The organism is Prevotella heparinolytica, from assembly GCF_004342845.1.
Classification (GTDB): Bacteria; Bacteroidota; Bacteroidia; order Bacteroidales; family Bacteroidaceae; genus Bacteroides; species Bacteroides heparinolyticus.
On sequence record NZ_SLXB01000006.1, the window covers coordinates 90,665 to 114,366 of the forward strand.

Consider the following 23,702-nt stretch of genomic DNA (forward strand, 5'->3'; position numbering starts at 1 on the left):
CATTTGCGAATATGAAAAACTATAAATATCCATTATATGCGCTTCCCGTCGGACTGTTTGCGTTGGCCTCATGTTCCGACTTTGAAGAAGTAAACACCAACCCAACAGCAGCTAATATCGAACAGGTTCGTATTGAGTATGCCATCAATAAGTCTATTACCGGAACTCAGCAGAATCCAGAAGTGGCGGAGCGTTGCTTTGTGCTGAACTGGCAGACGGCGGCACGCCAAGTCGACCCGAATACAAACGGAGGTCTTCCGGTTGGCGAATACAACGACGACTGGATTAGCAATTATTATTCACACTATGCAAGTTGGATGTCGCCTATTGTACTTGCTATCAACTTGGCCGAAGAAAAGATGAAAGGTGAACTGAATTCACACGAAGCCCAAGTGATACCCAATATGAAAGAAGTGGCCCGTATCTGGCGGGTATATCTGATGAGCGAGTTTACCGACAGCTTCGGAGCCATGCCCATTGAGGCTTTCGCAGGAAAAAACCCGAAGTTTAATTCTTGCAAAGAAGTCTATTACTTTATGCTGGATGAACTGAAAGATGCTGCAAGTAAGATTAAGACTGATGTAAAAGCCGATGACAAGGAAAAAGAGTGCGACCGCGCTTATAAATTCGACTTCGGCAAGTGGGTGAAGTATGCCAACTCCATGCGTATGCGCTTGGCAATGCGCCTTTCCGAAGTAGATGCCGCCAAAGCCAAAGCTGAATTTGAGGATGCGGCTAAAGGTGCTTACATCTCCGAGAGTGGTGATAACTTCACGGTTAAGGAACAACCGGGATGGGATGATCTGACAGGTGTCATGACGCGCGAATGGGACTACTTCCCACTTTCGGCCACGATGAATAACCTGCTCGTCGGTCTGGGAGGTATCACATCAGACGAACAGCTTGCCGGTAAGAATGATTTGCTGGCTCGTATCAAGCCGGCCGATTACATGGGTGTGCAGTACACCAACCATTATGCTTTGACAACGAACGATCCGGCTAAGGGATTTTGGTTCGATGGCTTGCATAAGGTAATTGATCCGCGTGCTTATAAACTCTTCTCTATTCCCGGCAATTTTGATGATGCCAACTATTGTAAGTATCCTTCATGGAACTCGAACCACAAAGTAGTGAAACGTAAACTGCTGAAGGATAAAGACGATGCTGACGGATTGGTGGAATTGGATGCCACGTTTACGTGGAATACTGCCGCTTGCGGTGAGTGGGGCGATAAAGGCTCATTGAACAAGATGTATTATTGGCCTTGGGCTATCCCGCATTTGGTCTTGAAATATCGTAAGAGTGAAAATTCCCGTATCTTCTTTGCCTCTTGGGAGTCTTACTTCCTGCTGGCCGAAGCGGCTCTGAAAGGCTGGAGCGTTCCTATGGGCGCCAAGGCTGCTTATGAGCAGGGTGTACGCGAGAGCTTCGCATATCATGGTGTGGGTGGCTTTGCCGACGCTTATTTGGCATCGGAGGACTATAATAATGTAGGAACTTCCGTAAAATGGGAACACGTGGCCGAACCGGCAGCGACCAAAACCATGAAGATGGTGAATGGATATACCAAAGCAGAATCGACCTATACCTTTACCTATCCTGTGGCTTCGGAAACGCTGTATGGCAAGGCATTGAACGACCATCTGACAAAGATTATCACGCAGAAATACATTGCACAAATGCCATGGTTACCCTTGGAAGCATGGAACGATCAGCGCAGATTGGGTTTGCCTTTCTTTGAGACTCCGGCTGTAGAACAGGCCATTCGTACGATGCCCAGTCTCAATGCCTCCAACTACATGAAGCAGACGACGAAGTTCTTCCCGCAACGCTTGAAATTCCCGTCGGGTTTGGAAAACAGCAGTCCCGAAGGTTACAAACAGGCCGTGCAATTGCTTGGAGGACTTGACGATGTGTTCACTCCGCTATGGTGGGCTAAAAAGTAAGAAGACTGAAGTGTCCCCCGGAAAGTTGGACGTTAAATAAACGCTAATTATTTAAATCTCTATAGTAGTGAGCTCGGTATTGTACCGGGCTCATTCTGAAATGCACCCCAAAAGTTGGACATAATACTTTTGGGGTGCACTTCATGGAGATGGAGGAGACGGAAAAGCAGCACACCTTATGCGCCGTAACATGAGGGCGGAGCGAGGCTAAGGTGTGGGCTTATGAGCGGTAAAGTGTGGGCTTACGGACGATGAAGTGTGAGCTTACAGGCGGTGAAGTGTGGAAGTGACTATCTGTGATTTGTAAAGCAGATGTGCGGCGGTATCAGAAAAAAACAGTACGTTTGTATATCCTTTAAAAATATGTAGTAAAAAGAATCTGTTATGAAAAAACTTCTTCTCTCCTCATTGGTTACAGTGGCTTTCTGCTGTTCGTATCCTTTGTATGTGTTCTCATCGGTTCCGACCGATAGTTACAACCATATGCTCTACTACACGGCTCCCGCTTCCATTTGGGAAGAAACGCTTCCGCTGGGCAACGGCAGGCTCGGCATGATGCCGGACGGCGGGGTGCGGCGCGAGCGTATTGTGTTGAACGAGATTTCCCTTTGGAACGGTTCGGAGGCCGACTACGGCAACCCCGATGCGGCAAAGAGCCTGCCTGCCATTCGCCGGTTGTTGTTCGAGGGGAAAAATCGCGAGGCGCAGGAACTGATGTACAGCAGCTTTGTTCCCAAGAAAGGAGAGGCGGACAAAAGATATGGAACTTACCAGATATTGGCTAACCTCGACTTGGAGTTCGATTACCCTTTGCTGAACGCCAAGGCGGAAGGGAAAGTTGCCGTTACGGCACAATCCGATGTCCGTCCGGTGGACTATCGCCGGGGGCTGAATCTGCGTGATGCCTTGGCTTATACAGCTTTTACGCTGAACGATGTAGCTTATCGGCGCGAATATTTTATTTCTCGCGACAAGGATGTCATGCTGATACACCTGACGGCTGGACGTAAAGAGGCTTTGAATTTCTCCGCCCGTTTGAGTCGTCCGGAACGTGCCGCTGTCACCATCGAAGGGAATACGCTCCTGATGAATGGGATGCTCGACAGCGGTCTGCCCGGCAAGGATGGAATGAAATTCCGTGTTGCCATGCGGCTTGTCTCGAAAGGAGGCGAACAGGCAATCGACCCCGAACGGGGAATAGCTTTGAAGAACGGGCAGGAGGCTTGGCTGGTGATTTCGGCAACCACCTCTTATGAAGCGGCAGGTACCGACTTTCCCGGAGAACGCTATGCCTCGGTCTGCGACAGGCTGCTGGATGGAGTAGCGCCTTCCGGCTCTTCATTCTCCAAACTGAACGCGAAACTGGAACGGACGATGAAAAAAGAAACGGCTCATCGCTCGCTTTACGACCGTGTTTCGCTTACCTTGCCCGCCACGGAAGACGATGCGCTTCCCACCAATGAGCGTATCCTCCGTTTTGAGCAGAAAGAATCTCCCGGACTGGCCGCTTTGTATTATAACTACGGACGCTATCTGCTCATCGGCAGTACCCGTCCCGGCAGCCTGCCCCCCAACTTGCAAGGGCTTTGGGCAAACACGTTGCAGACTCCATGGAACGGCGACTATCATACCAACATCAATATCCAGATGAATCACTGGCCGTTGGAGCAGGCAGGTCTTTCCGAACTCTATGGCCCGCTCACCACTTTGGTGGAGCGTCTCTTGCCTTCGGGTAAAAAGACAGCCGTCACTTTCTACGGAGACAAGGCCGAAGGCTGGGTACTCCACATGATGACAAACGTCTGGAACTATACAGCTCCCGGCGAGCATCCGTCTTGGGGGGCAACCAACACCGGAGGGGCATGGCTTTGCGCCCATCTGTGGGAACACTATCTTTATACGCAGGATAAGGAATACTTGCAACGCATTTATCCGATTCAGAAAGGCGCTGCCGACTTCTTCCGTTCCACGATGGTGCGTGAGCCGGGGAACGGATGGCTGGTCACCGCTCCCACCTCTTCGCCCGAGAATAGCTTCTACATGCCCGGAGACAGTCTGACGCCCGTCAGCATCTGCATGGGGCCTACAATGGACGTGCAACTGCTGACAGAGCTCTACTATAACGTTATTGTTGCTGCCCTTACGCTGAACCGTGATGCGGACTACGTGAAGAAGCTGGAAGCCGACCTGAAAGAGTTTCCGCCTATGATTATCAGCAAGGACGGATACCTGCAAGAGTGGCTGGAAGATTATAGGGAAGCTGAGGTACATCATCGACACGTTTCCCATCTATACGGTCTGCATCCCGGAAACCTCATCTCTCCGGCCAGGTCACCCAAGCTGGCCGATGCATGCCGTGTCACATTGAATCGCCGTGGCGATGGAGGTACGGGATGGAGCCGTGCGTGGAAGATTAACTTCTGGGCTCGTCTGGGCGATGGCAACCGTGCGTGGAAGCTTTTCAAGAGCCTGTTGCAACCGGCAGTAAACGCCAAGACAGGACGGCATGGCAGTGGCACTTTCCCCAATCTCTTCTGCTCGCACCAGCCTTTCCAAATAGATGGGAACTTTGGTGGTGCTGCCGGAATCGGTGAGATGCTTTTGCAGAGCCATGAGGGTTTCATCAATCTATTGCCCGCTTTGCCCGATGGCTGGGATGCCGGGAGCTTCCGTGGCATGCGAGTGCGCGGTGGTGCTGCCGTCGACCTCGACTGGAAGGATGGCCGTGCAACGAAAGCCGCCATTACGGCTCTTGCTCCGGGCAGGTTCATCGTGAAGATGCCTGCGGGAGTAAGTCTTGCAAAGGTGTCGAAGAATGGAGCGGAACTTGATTTCAAGGACGACTCCTTTGCATTGGATTTGAGAGCAGGAGAATCCCTTAAAGTCACATTCTTCTAATCCACGGGTCATGGGGTCGGTCACACTTGCCTTGAAGCGTCCTTTCATCTGGTTGCGGCGGTTTCGTCATCGTTGCGGCTACGGGGTGCATTCTCCTTTTGCTTTTGATCTGATCACGCAGGTCATTTATGAGAAGGCACCTTATTATAAGTATAAGGATTTAGCGGAGGAAGAAGAAAAACTGGCGCCGGAGAAAGGCGTATGTTGGGAATATGAGTCGAGAAAGGTGAAACGGCTGCTGTTCCGGTTGGTGAATTACGCCCGGCCCGACACGCTTGTAGACTTTGGAACGCTTTCTGCCTCTTCGCTCTATCTGAAGGCCGGAAAAGAAGGTGCGGACTATCTCTCCGCTTCCTCGCTGTCCGAGCTTTTTCTGGAGGCCGGCGTTGCTGTCGATTTTCTTTATTTACACGATTATCGTCGTGCAGAACTCATGGAAGAAGCATTCGGCATTTGCGCCTCCTGTGCAACGGAGAAATCTCTTTTTGTGATTGAAGGCATTCGATACACCCCGCAGATGCGTGTCCTCTGGAAGCAGATCCAAGAAGATGAACGGGTGGGCGTCACTTTCGACCTTTATGATTTGGGCATCGTTTTCTTTGACAAGACAAAGATAAAGCAAGACTATATTGTCAATTTTTAATTATTATCAGAGGCAGGTTGCACAGACTTCTCCATGACTTATCGTCCGTGTGGCTTACGCTTCTTGCTAAAAATCTATTTTTTATGAAAAAGAGTTTTATTTATACCAAAACCGGAGATAAAGGGACTACTTCCCTTGTAGGCGGAACTCGCGTGCCTAAAACGCATATCCGGCTCGAAGCGTATGGAACGGTGGATGAATTGAATTCCAATCTGGGAGTTCTTGCTACATTCCTCTCGGATAAGCAAGATAGGATGTTCATGCTGCAAGTGCAGGACAAGCTTTTTGCCGTAGGCTCTCATTTGGCTACCGATCGTGAGCAAACCGAACTTAAAACGGCCAGTGTCGTTCATTGGGAAGATGTGGAGGTTATGGAACGTGAGATTGACCGTTTGGACAATCTGCTTCCATCTTTGTCGGCTTTTATCCTTCCCGGAGGAAGCCGGGGGAGTGCGGTGTGCCATGTTTGTCGTACTGTGTGCCGTCGTGCCGAACGCCGGATTCTGGCTTTGGCCGAACAGGTTGAAATCTCTTCGGAACTAATGGCTTATGTAAATCGTTTGTCTGATTATTTGTTCGTTTTGTCTCGCAAGATGAATCAAGATGAGAAAAAAGAAGAAATATTTTGGAATAATCGTTGCAAGTGAAAGATTTTATTATACTTTTGCCGAAAATTAGAAGTAGGATTTATATTCACCGCTTAAGACTTAGAAACCATGTATTGGACATTGGAATTAGCATCCAAATTGGAAGATGCTCCTTGGCCGGCAACCAAGGACGAATTGATAGACTATGCCATGCGTTCAGGTGCTCCGCTTGAAGTAATTGAGAATTTGCAGGAAATGGAGGATGAGGGCGAAATCTATGAAAGTATAGAAGATATTTGGCCTGATTATCCAAGTAAAGAAGACTTCTTTTTCAACGAGGAAGAATATTGATAAGCCTTGAAATGACAGGCTTACTGCCTGCAGGCGGTGAAGTTCTGAAAAAAACAAAGGAAAGGTAGTTCTACGACTGTTATGTTATGGTTAAAGAACTGCTTTTTTTATTTAATCCCCATTCATTCATTATGATAAATATCCCGGAAGGAACAATACGCCGGTTACCGGAATTGAAAGAGAGGTGTCTGCCCGAAACATATAGAGCGGAAATTGGTGAACTGATGACAGAAATCTACGGTTACAAGCAATTTCGCGAACTTGAAATCTATAATGATTTATTCAAGGGAAAAGGCAAATTCTGCATCTCTCAAGGGCAGTTGATCGAGAGTGTTGTCCTTGAAGCAGAAAAGGCTCAACGGGCAGAACCGCAAGTAGACAATATCTTGCTGACGGCTCCTACCGGTTCGGGTAAATCGTTGTTATTTCAACTTCCTGCCATTTATCTGGGAAGAAAGTATAAGCTGCTGACTATTGTAATATCTCCCTTGAAAGCTTTGATTGTAGACCAGACAGAGAATCTGGTGGATTTGGGCTATACCCGTGTGGCGTATGCCTCTTCCGACCTTTCTCCTGAACAGAAAGCCGAAGTCTACCGTCGGGTACGCGAAGGAGAGATTGATTTGTTCTATCTTTCACCGGAATTGCTCCTTTCTTACGATATCAGGCACTTTGTCGGTGAACGTCGCATCGGTCTGGTGGTAATTGATGAAGCGCATACGGTAACTACGTGGGGAAAAGAATTCCGGGTGGATTATTGGTTCTTGGGTCGTTATCTGAAAACCTTGAAGCAGAGTTTGGGGTATGACTTCCCATTGTTTGCACTTACGGCTACGGCCGTGTGGAATCCGAAAGGAGGCAATGACATGGTGTTCGATACCATCCGCTCTTTGCAAATGGAACCATGTGTGCTGCATGTCGGTACGGTGAGGCGGAAAAACATCGGTTTTGATATCCGGCAGATGCAGATAGAAGAGGGCGAGACGTACGATAAAGCCAAGCAACGTGTGGTTTCTGCCCGTATAGACAGCTTTCTGGATACCCATAAGACCTTGCTCTATTATCCTTTTGCCGGTGGGATAGACATGCGCCTGAAAACGTGGGTGAAACCTGCCGACCGGCATCTTGTGGCTTCTTATTACGGCAAAAAGGATAAGGAACAGAAAGCCGCCATCGTGCAGGAGTTCAAAGAAGGGAGCAAGAAGCTGATTGTTGCCACCAAAGCATTCGGCATGGGGGTGGATATCAGCGACATCGACCGCATCTATCATGTGGCTCCATCCGGTACGTTTGTCGATTATATTCAGGAAATAGGCCGCGCGGCACGCGATGCGAATATTCAAGGTGTCTCTGCCACAGATTATCACGAGCGCGATTTCTATTACATGAAGCGTCTGCATCAGACCGATAGCATCGCTCACGAACAGTTGGCGCTCATCTTGCGGAAACTGATGGAGGTGCATCGGATGAAGGGAGAAAAGCGCGAGATGCTGGTGTCTCTTTCGGACTTCGAGTTTGTGGTGAAATTGCCGCGTATGAAAAACAAGCTGGAGTATGAGGCAGAGTTAGGGCAACTCATTAAGACGGCTTTGTTGTGGTTGGAAGAAGATATGGAGCTGCGTTATGGTACCCCCCTTTTGGAAGTCTCGCCCAAGAACCTCTTGACCGAGGGCTATGTGCAGGACAAAACAGGCGATGCCTTTGTTCGTGAGTTCGGTGCTTATATGACTGCTGTCGAAGGCGGAGAAGGAGTTTATAAAGCACGCTTGGAGGAGATTTGGGAAGCACGTTTTCCCGAGTTGGGATATAAGGAATTCAAGCAGAAACTCAACAACGGAACCTTGTTGGAGGGCGCACGTGCTGTGTCGGTGGGCAAGCATGAAGTGCTGTTGAAGGAAGATGCGGTTGTCATCGGTCGGCGTATGGAAGCTTTGTTCAGGGATTTGACATCCATGATGAAGATGGCTCTGATTAAGTCGAAAGGCAAGTTTGATGAAGAAGAGTTGCGTGCTGTCTTTGCCGGACATGATATGGATGTGCGTTCCGCCAAGCGTTTCATCGGTTCGCTATTGGAGAGCCGCACGGAAGAGGGACGCAGTGTGAGCTATATCAGCAGTGCGAAGAAGAAAGATTCCAATGAACTTTCTTTTACTGTGACAAGGGGATTCGATCTGCTTTTATCCCGTTATCAGAAACTATGTGCTCAGCGCATAGTGGGCAATAAGGGCGACCGTCTGCTGTTCTATTGCACTCCATTCTCTGACTTGAATATGCTTCTCAATCTGCTTTCCATGCTCGACTGTCTCTCGTTCAGTGTCGAAGGTGGCGGTACTCCTTGTGTCTTTATACGTTTTAATGATTCCGACAGATTGAACCGGCTTGCATCCGGCGAGGAATATCGCAATTTCATCTTGGATGCCAACGAACAGATTTTTCAGGAGCAGATTGAATTGTTCACCTTCTTCTTCGGGACAAACGGACTGACGGACGAACAACGTTGGAACTTCGTGGAAGATTATTTCACGGGAATGGGGGTGGAAGAGTTGAAAAGGCGGTTTGCTGTTTTTTGAAAGGCCAATCTTTCGTCTCCATTGGCCAGAAAGATGATGCCGCAATATTGGAAACCATGTTTCTTCAGGATGTGCTGCAAGATATGATTGTCCCGATGAGTGTCGGCGCGCAGGTTGGGGATTTGCTTGTAGCACCACTGCAGGCAGGCGTGTGCCACGCCTTTGCCGGTTTCTGTGCTTGCCAGTCGATGAATCACTCCATAAGGCGAAATGTCATCCGCCCATTGGCCTTCGTAAATATGTGTATAAGTGGGGTCGTTGCCTTGGATAAAGGCAAAAGTTCCGATAATCTCTCCGGCTTCGTCGATGCACACGTAGCTGTTTCCCTTTTCAATGTCAGCTAAGACTATCTCTTTGGAAGGATAGTTGCCTGTCCATTGCCGCATGTTTCCGCTATTCCGCATGATGCGTTTGGCTTGCTCGAAGATGTCCATCAGGACTTCTGCTTCTGTGACCTTTGTTCTTCTGACTTCTATCATAGGGACCGGCTGACGCATTTCTTTAGAAAGGAGCGGAAAGAGTGGGATTCAAACCCACGGAACAGCATAAGCCGTTCGCCGGATTTCGAGTCCGGTCCATTCGATCACTCTGGCATCTTTCCTTGCATTGCGATGCAAATGTAATGTATTTTACGATTCGTTGTTCTTTTCGCTTCGCTTTTTTTGCATGTAGGGCATGTTTTCCGGCTTATTCCCCATAAAGCCGATTATATGAAAGACCGATGTCATTTGAGCCATACTTCTTCTCTGTTTCCGAGGTTTATGGAAGGACAGTATAAATAAAAAAAACGTGTCTTTTTTCTCTGTTTGAAAGTTTTTTGTATATATTTGTCTCGTAAATTAAATTAGATTGATTATGAAAAAAAGTCTTTGTTTCTTCTTGATAGTTGTATGTTGCATGCTTGTGTCCATGCCTGCTCATGCCCAATTGAAGTGGGGCGTCAAAGGTGGTGTAAATCTTTCGGAGATTGATTGGAAAGGCGGATATGCCGGAAATAAGGAACATTCCACCGGTTTCTTTATCGGGCCGATGGCAGAGCTCACCATTCCTATTATAGGATTAGGCATTGATGGAGCTTTGATGTATTCGCAAAGAGGAAATAAGTACGATGTTTCGGCGGGCACCTTTTCCGGCTCGATTGATGAAAGGCAGCAGGGCATCGAGATTCCCGTCAACCTGAAGTACACAATCGGTTTGGGCAGTTTGCTGGGCATATATATTGCGGCCGGTCCCGATTTCTTCTTCAATTTTAAGGACATAGACCTGAAGGCTTTAGGAAGTGGTGTGAATACCGACGGGGCGGTCGACACCAAAAAGACGCAGGTAGGCCTGAATGTGGGGGTGGGCGTCAAAATCCTGAAACATTTGCAGGTAGGCGTCAACTATCAGATTCCGATGGGCAATACCTTCTCTGTCGGCGATGCCGCAGGCGCGATATGGGAAAAAGTTTTGGGCAAGAACGCCAAAACAAAGACGTGGCAGATATCCGCCGCTTATATCTTTTAAAGCGGCTGTCAAAGGGATGTCCGGTTGGACGAGGGTGTGGCAGGCATGCCCTCGTCTTTTTTATAATCTTCTCAAACCTGCATCATATTAGGTTAGGTATTTAATGGCAAATTCTTCATTAATTTGAACTTGAAAAAAATATTGCTCCGTCAACCTCTTCTGAAAGGCCTGCTTTCGGTTTCAGTAAAGCTATAAGCCTCGTTGACTCCTCTACTAACCTTTTGCTTCTCAAAGAGTTCTTTTTGCGCTATGGGAAAATGGCTGCAAACGCTTTCCTATAGCCAATTGCACGCCCTTTTATTTATAAAAATATACTTTTTGATGCAATCTTTTAATTTAGTTATAAAAAAACAGCTTTTTTATTTGTTTGTTTATGGAAAAACACTTATGTTTGCGGCATAATTTATTCCGTTATCTGCGAAGTGGCGGTGTTTGATTGTATATTAAGAAAATGAGGGTTAGCGAACCCCGATAGTGATTTTGTTGACTGTTTTTGTTTTTTTTATAAATTAAATTTATTCTATTATGAACAAGAAGTATCTAAGTGTAATCTTGTTTGGAGCCTTAATGACGGCTTCTACAGGTGTGTTCACATCTTGCAAAGACTATGACGATGACATCAAGAACTTGCAGGAACAGATGGACAAAAAAGCTTCGCTAGAACAATTAAAAGCACAGGTGGCTACTTTAACGGCTTCACTAACTGAAGCAAAGAGTGAAGCTACAGCCGCCAAAACTGCTGCCGAGGCTGCTAAAGCCGATGCTAAAAAGGCTTTGGAGGCTGCTACGGCAAGTACAGGTGGAGTTACGGCCGCAGAATTGGCTGCTTTGAAAGGCGCTTACGAAAAAGCGGACAAAGCTTTGCAGGAACAAATCGACAAGTTGGCTACTTTGGAAAAACTTTCTCAAGAGATTGCCGCTTTGAAGACCGAAATGGAGGGCAAGTATGTTAAGACGGCTGATTTGGCTGCTAAAGTAGATGCCCTTACTGCTAAATTGATGAGTGTGCTCGGACATCGTCTGTCTACGTTGGCTGTAATTCCTACTTCACACATCAACGGTATTGCCGCTATCACGCTGACTACGTTGCAGTACACTCCGCAGAGATATCAGGCTCTTCCGGATCACACTCTTCCTCACGGAGTCCGTCCCGTACTGGACCACGTAGCCGTAGGTGGAGCAACTCCTCTCTACATTTCTACTGACCGCAACGAAGCTTATTTCCATGTAAGCCCCAACGTTGGTGTTCGTACGCAAGATGTTGAGTTGCCTTCTTTCGATTGCATCAAATCTGAAAACATCGTGACCAAGGCTACGGCTGTTACTGAAAACAATCCGGTTAAGCCCGTAGAGTATTCTATCGACAAGAACGTGATGACTGTGAAGTTTAAGAAAACAGTTGTAGGTTCTATCGCTGCCACTCCGTTTGGCACTGGAAACAAGGAAACATTCCACATGGTTTCTTTGAAGACTCCTATTGCGGAAGCTAACTTGACTGCGGAAGAAAAAGCAGCAGGCAAAAAAGTATATGTGAACTCTGAATACGTTCGTCTGCACGAAGCAATCAAAGTTCCTTATATCGCCAATAGCAGAACCGACTTCAGCAAGCCCGTAACCGTTAACATGTTTGCCGATGAAGAACAGACTGACCTTACAGAACAGCCGAATCCGTTCTACGTTCACTACAGCGACTCTGTAGACGTATACAAATCTTTGGCTAACGCAAGAGTGGATTACAAATGGCAATACAACAAGCCTCTTGACCTGAAGAAATTGGTGACTGTATGTGTGGTTGATACTTTGAAGAACCACGCTGGCCACGCAGAATTGAAGAACTACAAGGCTTATGGTTTGACTTATCGTTTCTACAAAGCTGCTGCACCGTATATCACATTGGGTGGTCCTGAAGGAAATACCAATGAAACCGACCAGCAGAAGTTTGCTAAAATCGATTCTCCGGCAAACGGTATCCTGACTTCAGGAGTTTATACCATCACTGATCCTAATGCTACTTCTGTAGGCCGCGAACCGATTATCCGTGCCGAATTGGTTGACTCTGTAAACAACAAATTGGTTGCTATCCGTTACTTCAAGATTAAGTGGGTGAAAGAAACAGGCGTACGTCCTATCTCTATTGCTCTTAACGATGAAATCTATAAGTGCGCTAATTATGACGGCGTTATCGGTACTCAGTACATGAACGAGAAGATTTATGCACAGGCTAAGGATGGCGGTATGACGAAGCAAGAATTCCACGCCGTTTACACGGATCCCGGCTTCGACGGAACAAGCGGTAAGGGTGAAGGAACTGCTGTAATCAAGATTAACTCTGAAAGTGGTGTAGATTCTTATAACATCATCTGGACATTGACTCATGCCGATATCGTGAAGAAGTATCCTAACTGGAACAAGCAGGAAAAGATGGACTTCTCTAAGATTATCTACTGGAAAGATCCGATAGGCGCATATCCTACTTTGGTTATTACTTTGACACGTACTATCTATAAGCCGGTATTCAACTTGTGGGGTTATGATGGCCGTTACTGGAAGCAGGGTACTGATTGGTCTGTATTCAACGTGAACCCGATTGTTTACAATACTACCGAGTCTAACCCGGCTTGGGGTGCCAATACAACGAACAACCCGACTTGTAACATCTATACCGACTTGTTGAACGGTTACTTGGATGACCTTGGCAAGAAGCCGACTACCGGTGCTGATGGTGCTATCTGGTATGCAAATAAGAACGTGGCCGGCAAGAAGTTCTACTATTCGGTAGATTATCCGACTACTGCTCCCGGACATTTAGGAGTAGCAGGTGCACCCACTTACGAAAAGAATGGCGTACGCTTCATCTTCGATGCCGAAAAATTGGCTACGGCTGCTTATAAGTATGACTATTTCAATGGAACGAAGTATGTTGCAATGAACGCTACTGTAAGTGCTGACGGTACACAATTGTTTATCAATAGTGAACTTGCTGCAACCATTGTCAATACGAAACCGAATAACTTGAATCCGGCTGAATTGACTTACAATATCAAGTTGGAAGAAAAGAATCCGGCTCACGATCCGTTCGCAGACTTGGTGAATGACAAACCGACTGAAGCAGCCAAAGCTATCGTAGGTAAGTTAGTACCTATCAAGATGGTTGCCGACCTTTGCTATGACAGTCCTCTGCATGCTGCAGCACATACTGTTCTGATTAAGGCATACGATGCGTTTATTATCGAGCCGCTGAAGGTGAAAGAAGGTAAGACGGATAACTTTACTGATGCTACTATCACAGGTAGTACAATCAGTGTGAAGAACGCCTTCACTTATATCTCTTGGAATGCTGACGCCAGCGGTAATTTCTATACCGTGAAGAAAGTTGGTACTCCGTTGGAGGTTGCTTTGTGGAACTTCTATGAGGCAGTTGAAGGTCAATGGATGACTACTGAAGTTAAATCTAACTTGAAGCTCGTAGGCGGTAACTTGATTCCGACAGAAGGTGTAACAAATGGTCCTCTGCCTTCTAATACGAAAGTTACTTATGATCCGGTGAAAGAAGAATTGACTTACTTCAACTACAGTGGTACTCCGGTTAACTGGGACTACAAACTTTACATCCCTGTTAAGTTCGGTTACAAGTGGAAGACTTTCACTAAGACATTTGAAGTAGTAGTTAAGAAGAATGCCGGAACTCCGGGTGAATAAATCTTGCCTATCATCAAGATAATCAATCAATAAAAGGAAAGAGGGTGTTCTCTGTGGAGGGCACTCTCTCTCTTTTAATAAACGAATGAAGAATATGAAAGCTACTTTTTGGACAGTATTGATGATTGTTTGTTTGTCTGCACTATATTCATGCGGCAACATGGGCTCCGGTTCTAAATCAACGGATAATTCTCATCCTTTTGCCGGAACATTTTATACGGAGACCGGAATACGCTTTGAATTGCACGAAGACTCTACAACCCTCATCACATTCTCTGACTCGGTGACGTATGAAAGTACGTGGAAAGCCTGCAAATCAGATGACAATTTGGAGTATGCCAACATCGAGTTTGCCGGTAATCAGGAATTCTATTACCTGAGAAAAGGAAAACTCTATCGCAGCGAACGCGAAATGAGGCATGAAACCATGGGGGTAGAGGTGAAGTATCAGTAAACGGACCAATATTTTGCCGACAGAACAAGGCTGTCTCCTTTAAATAAAAAGGAGGCGGTCTTTTTTTTTGTTCTCTCTGGCTTTGTCGTATCTTTGTCCTCGCAATGAAGAAATATGTAGATGTCATATTGCCCTTGCCTTTGCATGGTTGCTTCACTTATTCCTTGCCGGAAGAGTGGGCGGATGACGTGCGGACGGGATGCCGGGTGGTAGTGCCTTTCGGCCGGAAGAAGTACTATACGGGCATAGTGCGTAATGTGCACCGGTGTGCGCCTACCGATTATGAAGTAAAAGAAGTGTCGGCGTTGTTGGATGCCGACCCGATACTGCTTCCTGATCAATTTGCGTTTTGGGAATGGATTGCCGATTACTATCTTTGTACGCCGGGGGATGTGTATAAGGCGGCTTTGCCTTCCGGCCTGAAGCTGGAAAGCGAAACGATTGTAGAATATAATCCGGATTTCGAATCCGAAGCCCCCCTTCCGGAGAAGGAGCAGAAGATTCTGGATATGCTCTCGGCCGAACCGGAACAGAGCGTCACCAAATTGGAGAAGGAGGGTGGTATCAGAAATATCCTTTCTGTAGTGAAGGCGTTGCTCGAGAAAGAAGCCATCTTTGTGAAAGAAGAGTTGCGCCGTACCTATAAACCTAAGACGGAGCTTTGTGTACGTCTCACCGCTGCCGCAAGCAATGAGCGTCGACTGCATTTCTTTTTCGATGAGTTGCAGCGTCGGGCATCCAAACAGCTTGACCTGCTGATGAAATACATCGAGCTGTCCGGTTGCTTGGGAGGGCGTGAGGTGAAAGAAGTCTCCAAAACAGATTTGTTGCAACGTGCATCTGCCACTCCGGGCGTATTCAAAGCGCTGGTGGAGCGTGGCGTTTTTGAAGTTTATTCTCGAGAAGTGGGCAGACTGAACACGGCACTAACCAAGCCGCTTGTTCCCGTCAATGAGCTGAACAGACATCAGCAGCAGGCACTTCATGATATACAAGAGAATTTCCGGACAAAGAATGTCTGCCTGTTGTATGGAGTGACGGCAAGCGGCAAGACCGAGATTTATATCCATCTGATAGAAGAAACCATCCGTCGGGGGAAGCAGGTGCTGTACCTTTTGCCAGAGATAGCTCTTACCACTCAGATAACGGAACGTTTGCAACGTTTCTTCGGCTCTCGTCTGGGTATCTATCACTCCAAGTTCCCGGATGCGGAGAGGGTGGAAATCTGGCAAAAACAATTGACGGAAGAGGATTACGACATCATTCTGGGAGTCCGCTCCTCCATATTCCTTCCTTTTCGCAACTTGGGGTTGGTCATTGTGGATGAGGAGCATGAAAACACCTACAAGCAACAAGACCCTGCTCCCCGATACCATGCCCGTAATGCGGCCATCATGCTGGCATCCATGTGTGGAGCCAAAACGTTGTTGGGCACAGCTACTCCTTCGGTGGAGACCTGGCACAATGCCCTGTCGGGCAAGTATGGTTTGGTGGAACTGAAAGAGAGGCATAAAGAGGTACAGTTGCCTGAAATTATTCCTGTGGACATTAAAGAACTCCATCGCAAGAAGAGGATGAACGGTCCTTTCTCGCCGTTGCTGCTGCAATACGTACGTGAGGCTTTGGAACGGAAAGAGCAGGTCATCTTGTTCCAGAACCGCCGTGGCTTTGCCCCCATGATAGAGTGTAATACGTGCGGATGGGTGCCCAAATGCAAGAATTGCGATGTGAGCCTGACCTATCACAAAGGGATGAACCGCCTGACTTGTCATTATTGCGGCTATACCTACCAGCTTCCGCATGCCTGCCCGGCGTGCGAAGGCACTGACTTGCGCAATCGAGGTTTCGGCACGGAAAAGATTGAAGACGACATCAAAGAACTTTTCCCCGAAGCTCGGATAGCCCGGATGGATTTGGATACTACTCGTACGCGTACGGCATACGAACGTATTATTTCCGATTTTGAGCAAGGAAAAACGGATATCCTGATAGGTACGCAGATGGTATCCAAGGGACTTGATTTCGACCGTGTCAGTGTGGTTGGGATTCTTAATGCCGACACCATGCTGAATTATCCCGATTTCCGTGCCTACGAACGTGCGTTCCAGCTGATGGCGCAGGTGGCGGGACGTGCCGGACGGAAAAGCGGACGGGGGAAGGTGATATTGCAGACCAAAAGTGTGGATCATCCCATTATTCCGCAAGTCATTGCCAATGATTACGAGGCGATGGCGGGCGGACAACTGGCCGAGCGTCAGATGTTCCGTTATCCGCCTTACTATCGGTTGGTGTATGTCTATCTGAAAAACCGGAATGAGACGTTGCTCGACCTGATGGCGCAGACAATGGCCGCCAAGTTGCGTACCGTTTTCGGCAGTCGGGTACTGGGTCCGGACAAACCGGCGGTGGCACGTGTGCAGATGCTGTTTATCCGTAAGATTGTTCTGAAACTCGAAGCAACGGCTCCGATGGCACGCGTGCGCGAGCTGCTTGTGCAGGTGCAGAAGGAGATGGTAGCCGAAGACCGTTTCAAGTCGCTGATTGTCTATTATGATGTAGATCCCATGTAACGATTTTATAAGAAGAAAAAAAGTCCCCCATGAGTATGCCCTTAATCAAACTATTGGCGGAAATCGTCGATGACACAAAAACGTTTGGGTAGCTTTTTCGTTGCTAATCATTATGTATGTAGATGTTTTATGTATGGAAGATAAAAAGAAGATACTTTTTGTTTGTTTAGGCAATATCTGCCGTTCTCCTTCTGCCGAAGGAGTGATGCGGAAGATGCTGGAAGAGGCAGATCGGGCAGAGCGGTTCGTGGTCGATTCGGCAGGAATATCATCCTATCACCGGGGTGAATTGCCCGACAGCAGGATGCGCGCCCATGCAGCACGGCGGGGTTACAACCTGGCTCACCGCTCGCGTCCTGTGTGTACGGACGATTTCTATAACTTTGACCTGATCATAGGAATGGACGACCGCAATATGGATGACTTGAAAGAACGTGCTCCCTCCACTGCCGAGTGGAAAAAACTGCATCGCATGACGGAGTATTGCACGAAGTTTGCGCATGCCGACCACGTGCCCGACCCCTATTATGGCGGAGCCGAAGGCTTCGAGTATGTGCTCGATATTCTGGAAGATGCCTGTGCCGGCCTTTTGGCAGAGATGGATTCGTAGCCTAATGGGCGATATATTTATCCTGATAGTATCTCTTTTGGTCGTTCAGGCTGCAAGTGGCGTCCACTCCTGCCTGTTGCAGCAGTTCGGCAATCTCGTTCAGCTTCTTTCTGGACACCCTTCCGATGTAGAACAGCCGGTAGCGGTAGTGATTGTCTAACAATTCCATGACGTGTGTGAAATTCTGCTCGCGGGCAAAATCGAAGTTCACCTTTCGCAGGCTTCGGTACGGGTAGCGTATCGTTCTGCCTATGCTGTGTATGACGAGTGCTTCATTGGTCAGCGTCAGGTAGCAGAAGCGGGTCATCAGCATGCAGATGAAGAAAAGGCTCAAGGCAAAGGAGGCAAAGGCGGTGAGGAAGCCCCACCAGGCATGGAGGCCGATGGAGTAGTAGCCCAGTATGAGGAACGTCAGGAATAAAACGAAGAACCAGAACATATAGAGTGATGTGCGCTGGTAGGTCGTTGTGGGAATCTCGCCTATCGTGCGTTGGCGTGGCGTGTAGTTGTCGAATGCAATGCCGTTGGCTACAAGGAAGCGCACCACCGACGACGGGTGGCGGAAAGGCGGCAGGCAGACGGTTTTTTCTTTTCCATCCTGCAGGTGCAGCGTCAGTATGCCCGGCCCGTATTGGCCTTTGGCCGGTGCACCGCTTGACGACAACTTCTGTTGCTTGCGTTTCATGAAACTGAAACTCTTGATTTGATGCAGGTTCACTTGCAGGCTTTGCAGCAATTGTCCGGCTCTTTTCTGTTCTTTGTTATTCACTTCCATGGTACTTATTTTTTTAGTTCGGGATAACTGATGCGCGTATGGTATATCGTTTTCAGCTTCTCCTTGAACACGGTTTTCACTACGTCGATGTCCTTGAAGGTGATGGGACATTGTTTGAAGAAGCCCTCTGCCACCTGCGAGTCTATGATTTTTTCTACCAGATTGCCGATGCTCTCTTCTGTATATTCGGGCAGGCTGCGTGAGGCGGCTTCCACAGAATCGGCCATCATAAGTATGGCCTGCTCTTTGGTGAACGGGTTAGGACCGGGGTAGGTGAACACTTCCTCGTCGGGTTCTTCGCCCGGATGCTCGTTCTTCCATGAGATGTAGAAATATTTTGTTTTCCCGCGGCCATGGTGGGTAGTGATAAAGTCTTTGACGGCTTTGGGCAGGTTGTGCTTTTCCGCTAATTTCAGTCCGTCGGTGACGTGGCTGATGATGGTCTGTGCGCTCTGCTCATAGCTGAGGTTCTTGTGCGGATTGACGTTGCCCGACTGATTCTCGGTGAAGAATACCGGATTCTCCATCTTTCCGATGTCGTGATACAACGCCCCGGTACGCACCAATTGGCTTTTGGCTCCGATGCGGTTAGCCGCTTCGGCTGCCAGGTTGGCCATTTGCATGGAGTGTTGGAAGGTGCCGGGGACGGTTTCGGACATGCGGCGCAACAAGCTGTTGTTGATATTAGAGAGTTCCACCAACGTCACATTGGACGTGAAACCGAATGTCTTCTCCACAAGGAAAAGCAGGGGATAGGCAAACAGCAGCAGAATTCCGTTGATGATGAAATATGTGTACATGCTTCCATTGAATTTAGACAAATCATTCTCTGTAATCAACTCGAAAGCAAAATACACCGCAACGTAGGTCAGTATCACGAGGATGGCGGTGCGGAACAGTTGCGAGCGTTGCGAAAGCTCCCTCAGGCTGAGGATGGCGACCAGCCCGGCCGAGAGTTGCAGGAGAATGAACTCGTGGGGATAGCGCAGGCAGATGGAGCATATCAGTATGGTGATGGCTTGGGCTGTGAATGCCGTGCGCGAATCGAGGAAGATACGGATGATGACAGGCAGCATGGCATACGGGATGATGTAGACGTTGAAGATGTTGTTGGACACCATGATGGCTGTCAGTACGCAGTAGAACGTGATTGAGGCAAAGAGCAGGGAAAGGCTGCCTTTGCGCTTGTAATAGTCTTTGCGGAATAATTCGAGATAGAGCATGAAACACAGCATGAAGATGCCGGTGAACAGAATCTGTCCCACCAGCATCAGGCGTTTCTGCCCGATGGACTCGCTGCGCTTGATGGACTCTTTCCGGAGACTTTCAAGAATGCTGTATGTCTCTTGGTTGACGATTTCTCCACGGTCGATGATTTTCTGGCCGCTCAATACGATGCCGTTGGCCCATGAATAGTCATTGAGTATCTCTTCCCGGGCGGTTTCCGTCCGTTGTTCGTCGTAAGTCAGATTAGGGAACAAGTATTCGTTCAGAGAACATTGGCGCAGAACCTCCGGGCGGTATCGGCTACTGTCGGCGGTGAGGATGTAGTGGTAGGCGTCTTTGACCGAATAGACTTTCTCGGTGGGTTGATGGGATGCCATCTTGTCGTTGATTACCATGATGGAAGAAATGCTGTCCTTATGCAGCTTGTCCAACTCTTCGGTGGAGACGATGCCGGCACGGTATATCTCGGACAGTGTCCTTTCCAGAAAACGGACATAGTCTGTGGAAGGAAGCAACTCGCGCAGGTGGCTTTGGTAGTCTGTTTTCAGTTTGGCGAGGACTTTCTTCTCAACCTCTTTGTCCGATTGGAAATAGGGTTGAAAAGAAGATAAGATGCTGTCTTGTTCGCGCTTCACCACTTCGTCGGCCTTGTATATCGGAAAGTCGAATGTGGCCATGAGTTGTCCGTACTTCCAGGGTTTGTCGATGTCAAATTGATAGTTGAATTTACCGTCTCGCGGCAGGAAATAGACAATAACCCCTACTGTGCCGATGAAGATCAGCACCTTATATAGCAAATCTTTTAAAGAAAACTCCTTTTTGGGATTGAAATAACTCATAACAACTGAATTTTTTGCGAAAAGTACGAAAAAAAACATTAGTGTGAAAAAAAAGGCTTAATTTTGCCATCTAAAAAGCATTTTTAAATACGAAGAAACCGATAAATAAGAGGTTAATCTTTATAAGTTAAGGTAGATTATGGCAGAAAGAAAGGTCAGAGTCCGTTTTGCTCCGAGTCCTACGGGAGCGTTGCATATTGGTGGTGTGCGTACAGCTTTGTATAATTATCTCTTTGCCCGCCAGCATGGCGGTGACTTGATTTTCCGTATTGAGGATACGGACTCCAACCGCTTTGTACCGGGGGCTGAAGAGTATATCTTGGAGTCTTTCAAGTGGCTGGGCATTCCGTTCGACGAGGGAGTGAGCTTCGGCGGGAATTATGGGCCGTATCGTCAGTCGGAACGTCGGGAAATATACAAGAAGTATGTGCAGGTCTTATTGGAAGCAGGAAAGGCATATGTCGCTTTTGATACTCCACAGGAGTTGGAAGCCAAACGTGCCGAAATTGCCAACTTTCAGTATGATGCCTCTACCCGTATGCAGATGCGCAACTCACTGACTCTTTCCAAAAAGGAAACGGATGCCTTGATCGTTGCCGGCGAACAATATGTGGTACGTTTCAAGATTGAACCGAACGAGGATATACATGTCGACGACCTGATTCGCGGCGAAGTGGTGATTAACTCATCTATCCTCGACGATAAAGTGCTCTATAAATCGGCCGACGAATTGCCCACGTACCATTTGGCGAATATCGTGGACGACCATCTGATGGAGGTGTCTCATGTGATTCGCGGTGAAGAATGGCTGCCGTCGGCTCCCCTGCATGTGTTGCTTTACCGCGCTTTCGGTTGGGAAGATACCATGCCTGCCTTTGCTCACTTGCCTTTGTTGCTGAAACCTGAAGGTAATGGAAAATTAAGCAAACGCGACGGTGATCGTCTGGGCTTTCCGGTTTTCCCGTTGGAGTGGCATGATCCCAAGTCGGGGGATGTCTCTTCGGGTTATCGCGAATCGGGATATTTGCCTGAGGCGGTTATCAACTTCCTGGCTCTGCTGGGATGGAACCCGGGCAACGACCAAGAACTGATGACGATGGACGAATTGGTGAAACTCTTCGATTTGAGCCATTGCAGCAAGTCGGGTGCAAAGTTTGATTATAAGAAAGGTATCTGGTTTAACCATGAATACATCATGATGAAACCCGATGGAGAGATTGCCTGCTTGTTTAAACCGGTGCTCACGGCTAATGGCATTGATGCGGACAAATATAGCGATGAGTTTCTGGCCAAAGTGGTTTCTCTTGTGAAAGGCCGTGTGAATTTTGTAAAGGAATTATGGGAGCAAACCCGCTTCTTCTTCATTGCCCCGACGGAGTATGCTGAAAAGGATGTGAAGAAGCGCTGGTCCGAAGAAACGCCGCGCATCATGGCAGAGCTGATGGATGTGTTGAGGGGTATTGCCGATTTCTCGTCCAAGCCTTCGGAGGATATTGTCATTGGTTGGATTACAGAACGTGGCTATCACCTGGGCAATGTGATGAATGCTTTTCGTCTGGCAGTGGTGGGAGAGTGTAAAGGTCCGCACATGTTCGACATTACCGAATTGATAGGAAAGGAAGAAACGCTGGAGCGCATACAGCGCGCCATCGGTGTTCTGAAATGAATAATGAAAGAATTGTAGTATGCTATACAATTTTGCCATAGTCGTTTACGATCTTTTGGTGCATTTGGTTGCTCCGTTCAGCCGGAAGCCCCGGAAGATGATGAAAGGACATTGGGTGGTTTATGAACTGCTTCGCCAGCAATTGGAGAAGGAGAAACGCTATATTTGGTTTCATGCCGCTTCTTTGGGGGAATTTGAGCAAGGACGACCGCTGATTGAACAGATTCGTGCCAAATATCCGGATTATGGCATTCTGCTTACCTTTTTCTCTCCCTCGGGTTATGAAGTCCGTAAAAATTACAGAGGTGCCGACGTCGTTTGCTATCTGCCTTTCGATAAACCTCGAAATGTAAAGAAGTTTCTTGATATTGTGAATCCTTGCATGGCTTTCTTTATCAAGTATGAATTCTGGAAGAACTATTTGGATGAATTGCATAAACGTCGTATTCCGGTATATAGCATTTCCTCCATCTTTCGTCGTGGGCAGATATTCTTCAAATGGTATGGTGGAACGTACAGGCATGTGTTGCGCAACTTCGACCATTTGTTTGTACAGAACGAGCGCTCTAAACGCTATTTGGCAAAGATCGGCATCAATCGTGCTACGGTGGTGGGCGATACGAGGTTCGACCGTGTGCTGCAAATACGTGAGGAAGCCAAGGAATTACCTTTGGTGGAACTTTTCAAGAACAACACGATGACTTTTGTGGCAGGAAGTTCCTGGCAGCCGGACGAAGACCTGTTTATAGAATACTTCAATGAACATCCGGAGGTGAAGCTGATTATTGCTCCGCATGTCATCGACGAGAATCATCTGGTGGAGATTATCCGTAAGTTGAAACGTCCCTACGTGCGATATACTCGTGCGGACGAGAAAAATGTATGTAAAGCCGACTGTTTGATTATAGATTGCTTCGGGCTGCTTTCCTCCATTTACCGCTATGGCGAAATCAGCTATATCGGAGGAGGGTTCGGCGTGGGGATACACAACACGTTGGAAGCTGCGGTTTATGGCATCCCGGTGATTTTCGGGCCTAAATACCAGAAGTTCCAGGAAGCCATCCATTTGATTGAGTCGGGAGGGGCTTTTTCGGTGAAGGATTACGATGAGCTGAAGAGACTGCTCGACCGTATGCTGTCAGACGAGAAGTTTCTGCATGAGACAGGGACGAACGCCGGTAAATATGTGACAGATAATGCCGGGGCAACGAATAAGATTATGAGTATGATTAACTTTTAAGTTGCTTTTGGGTTAGAAGAAAACTTCTGACGGTTTTCCGGAGGATGCATTAAAATAAATTTAAGTTCTTCCTTTAGGCGCGAATTGTGCGGAATTTACGGAATGTATCATTGGATACTGT

At 47.7% G+C, this 23,702-nt stretch carries 16 protein-coding genes and 1 tRNA gene; 13 read left to right on the top strand and 4 right to left on the bottom strand.

The window, feature by feature from the left end; genetic code table 11:
* Positions 1-11 precede the first annotated feature (11 nt).
* From EV202_RS04795 to EV202_RS04820, 6 genes are all read left to right on the top strand, one after another.
* Entirely contained in the window at positions 12-1,946 is a 1,935-nt protein-coding gene (locus tag EV202_RS04795; RefSeq protein WP_131925822.1) for a SusD/RagB family nutrient-binding outer membrane lipoprotein, read from the top strand.
* 483 nt (positions 1,947-2,429) lie between these two features.
* Positions 2,430-4,844: a glycoside hydrolase family 95 protein gene (locus tag EV202_RS04800; RefSeq protein WP_394364509.1), complete on the top strand. Its 2,415-nt coding sequence runs from the start codon at positions 2,430-2,432 to the stop codon at positions 4,842-4,844.
* A gap of 10 nt (positions 4,845-4,854) precedes the next feature.
* Positions 4,855-5,487, top strand: a complete 633-nt coding sequence (locus EV202_RS04805) for a hypothetical protein (RefSeq protein ID WP_106069113.1) — start codon at positions 4,855-4,857, stop codon at positions 5,485-5,487.
* Between the two features lie 83 nt (positions 5,488-5,570).
* Entirely contained in the window at positions 5,571-6,134 is a 564-nt protein-coding gene (locus tag EV202_RS04810) for a cob(I)yrinic acid a,c-diamide adenosyltransferase (protein WP_106069112.1), read from the top strand.
* A 69-nt stretch (positions 6,135-6,203) separates the two neighbouring features.
* Positions 6,204-6,425 (top strand): DUF2795 domain-containing protein, encoded by a 222-nt coding sequence (locus tag EV202_RS04815; RefSeq protein ID WP_002558131.1) that lies wholly within the window; start codon positions 6,204-6,206, stop codon positions 6,423-6,425.
* Positions 6,426-6,556: 131 nt separating this feature from the next.
* Positions 6,557-8,995: a DEAD/DEAH box helicase gene (locus EV202_RS04820; RefSeq protein ID WP_165899396.1), complete on the top strand. Its 2,439-nt coding sequence runs from the start codon at positions 6,557-6,559 to the stop codon at positions 8,993-8,995.
* Here the strand turns inward: EV202_RS04820 and EV202_RS04825 are convergent.
* Positions 8,941-9,474 (bottom strand): GNAT family N-acetyltransferase, encoded by a 534-nt coding sequence (locus EV202_RS04825; protein WP_106069111.1) that lies wholly within the window; start codon positions 9,472-9,474, stop codon positions 8,941-8,943. The genes EV202_RS04820 and EV202_RS04825 overlap by 55 nt on opposite strands.
* 33 nt (positions 9,475-9,507) lie before the next feature.
* Positions 9,508-9,596 (bottom strand) — tRNA-Ser (locus EV202_RS15025).
* 254 nt (positions 9,597-9,850) lie between these two features.
* On the opposite strand from EV202_RS15025, the gene EV202_RS04830 reads away from it, so the two are divergent.
* The 5 genes from EV202_RS04830 (at position 9,851) to EV202_RS04850 (ending at position 17,834) form a co-directional block, all read left to right on the top strand.
* Positions 9,851-10,501: a porin family protein gene (locus EV202_RS04830; protein ID WP_106069110.1), complete on the top strand. Its 651-nt coding sequence runs from the start codon at positions 9,851-9,853 to the stop codon at positions 10,499-10,501.
* Positions 10,502-11,026: 525 nt separating this feature from the next.
* Entirely contained in the window at positions 11,027-14,200 is a 3,174-nt protein-coding gene (locus EV202_RS04835) for a hypothetical protein (protein WP_131925826.1), read from the top strand.
* A gap of 85 nt (positions 14,201-14,285) precedes the next feature.
* A complete protein-coding gene (locus EV202_RS04840) occupies positions 14,286-14,654 on the top strand; it encodes a hypothetical protein (protein WP_234878243.1) in 369 nt (122 codons plus the stop codon).
* Positions 14,655-14,758: 104 nt separating this feature from the next.
* On the top strand, positions 14,759-17,224 hold the full coding sequence (gene priA, locus EV202_RS04845) for a replication restart helicase PriA (protein WP_131925827.1): 2,466 nt from the start codon (positions 14,759-14,761) through the stop codon (positions 17,222-17,224).
* Positions 17,225-17,357: 133 nt separating this feature from the next.
* Positions 17,358-17,834: a low molecular weight protein-tyrosine-phosphatase gene (locus EV202_RS04850; protein ID WP_106069107.1), complete on the top strand. Its 477-nt coding sequence runs from the start codon at positions 17,358-17,360 to the stop codon at positions 17,832-17,834.
* Between the two features lies 1 nt (position 17,835).
* Here EV202_RS04850 and EV202_RS04855 read toward each other — a convergent pair whose 3' ends face one another.
* Together EV202_RS04855 and EV202_RS04860 are read right to left on the bottom strand one after the other, a co-directional pair.
* Positions 17,836-18,609, bottom strand: coding sequence for a hypothetical protein (locus EV202_RS04855; protein ID WP_131925829.1), 774 nt, complete (start codon positions 18,607-18,609; stop codon positions 17,836-17,838).
* Between the two features lie 5 nt (positions 18,610-18,614).
* Positions 18,615-20,675, bottom strand: coding sequence for an HD family phosphohydrolase (locus EV202_RS04860; RefSeq protein ID WP_131925831.1), 2,061 nt, complete (start codon positions 20,673-20,675; stop codon positions 18,615-18,617).
* Positions 20,676-20,814: 139 nt separating this feature from the next.
* Between EV202_RS04860 and gltX the strand changes: the two genes are divergently transcribed.
* Positions 20,815-22,341 carry a glutamate--tRNA ligase gene (gene gltX / locus EV202_RS04865; protein WP_131925833.1) on the top strand — a complete coding sequence of 509 codons (1,527 nt, stop codon included), beginning with the start codon at positions 20,815-20,817 and terminating at the stop codon, positions 22,339-22,341.
* Positions 22,342-22,360: 19 nt separating this feature from the next.
* Positions 22,361-23,581 carry a 3-deoxy-D-manno-octulosonic acid transferase gene (locus tag EV202_RS04870; RefSeq protein WP_131925835.1) on the top strand — a complete coding sequence of 407 codons (1,221 nt, stop codon included), beginning with the start codon at positions 22,361-22,363 and terminating at the stop codon, positions 23,579-23,581.
* The last annotated feature ends 121 nt before the right edge of the window (positions 23,582-23,702 follow it).

Excerpts from the sequence above, each read along its gene's own strand:
- EV202_RS04795 (WP_131925822.1), top strand. The coding sequence starts at position 12 with ATGAAAAACTATAAATATCCATTATATGCGCTTCCCGTCGGACTGTTT.
- EV202_RS04800 (WP_394364509.1), top strand. The coding sequence starts at position 2,430 with ATGCTCTACTACACGGCTCCCGCTTCCATTTGGGAAGAAACGCTTCCG.
- EV202_RS04805 (WP_106069113.1), top strand. The coding sequence starts at position 4,855 with ATGGGGTCGGTCACACTTGCCTTGAAGCGTCCTTTCATCTGGTTGCGG.
- EV202_RS04810 (WP_106069112.1), top strand. The coding sequence starts at position 5,571 with ATGAAAAAGAGTTTTATTTATACCAAAACCGGAGATAAAGGGACTACT.
- EV202_RS04815 (WP_002558131.1), top strand. The coding sequence starts at position 6,204 with ATGTATTGGACATTGGAATTAGCATCCAAATTGGAAGATGCTCCTTGG.
- EV202_RS04820 (WP_165899396.1), top strand. The coding sequence starts at position 6,557 with ATGATAAATATCCCGGAAGGAACAATACGCCGGTTACCGGAATTGAAA.
- EV202_RS04825 (WP_106069111.1), bottom strand. The coding sequence starts at position 9,474 with ATGATAGAAGTCAGAAGAACAAAGGTCACAGAAGCAGAAGTCCTGATG.
- EV202_RS04830 (WP_106069110.1), top strand. The coding sequence starts at position 9,851 with ATGAAAAAAAGTCTTTGTTTCTTCTTGATAGTTGTATGTTGCATGCTT.
- EV202_RS04835 (WP_131925826.1), top strand. The coding sequence starts at position 11,027 with ATGAACAAGAAGTATCTAAGTGTAATCTTGTTTGGAGCCTTAATGACG.
- EV202_RS04840 (WP_234878243.1), top strand. The coding sequence starts at position 14,286 with ATGAAGAATATGAAAGCTACTTTTTGGACAGTATTGATGATTGTTTGT.
- priA (WP_131925827.1), top strand. The coding sequence starts at position 14,759 with ATGAAGAAATATGTAGATGTCATATTGCCCTTGCCTTTGCATGGTTGC.
- EV202_RS04850 (WP_106069107.1), top strand. The coding sequence starts at position 17,358 with ATGGAAGATAAAAAGAAGATACTTTTTGTTTGTTTAGGCAATATCTGC.
- EV202_RS04855 (WP_131925829.1), bottom strand. The coding sequence starts at position 18,609 with ATGGAAGTGAATAACAAAGAACAGAAAAGAGCCGGACAATTGCTGCAA.
- EV202_RS04860 (WP_131925831.1), bottom strand. The coding sequence starts at position 20,675 with ATGAGTTATTTCAATCCCAAAAAGGAGTTTTCTTTAAAAGATTTGCTA.
- gltX (WP_131925833.1), top strand. The coding sequence starts at position 20,815 with ATGGCAGAAAGAAAGGTCAGAGTCCGTTTTGCTCCGAGTCCTACGGGA.
- EV202_RS04870 (WP_131925835.1), top strand. The coding sequence starts at position 22,361 with ATGCTATACAATTTTGCCATAGTCGTTTACGATCTTTTGGTGCATTTG.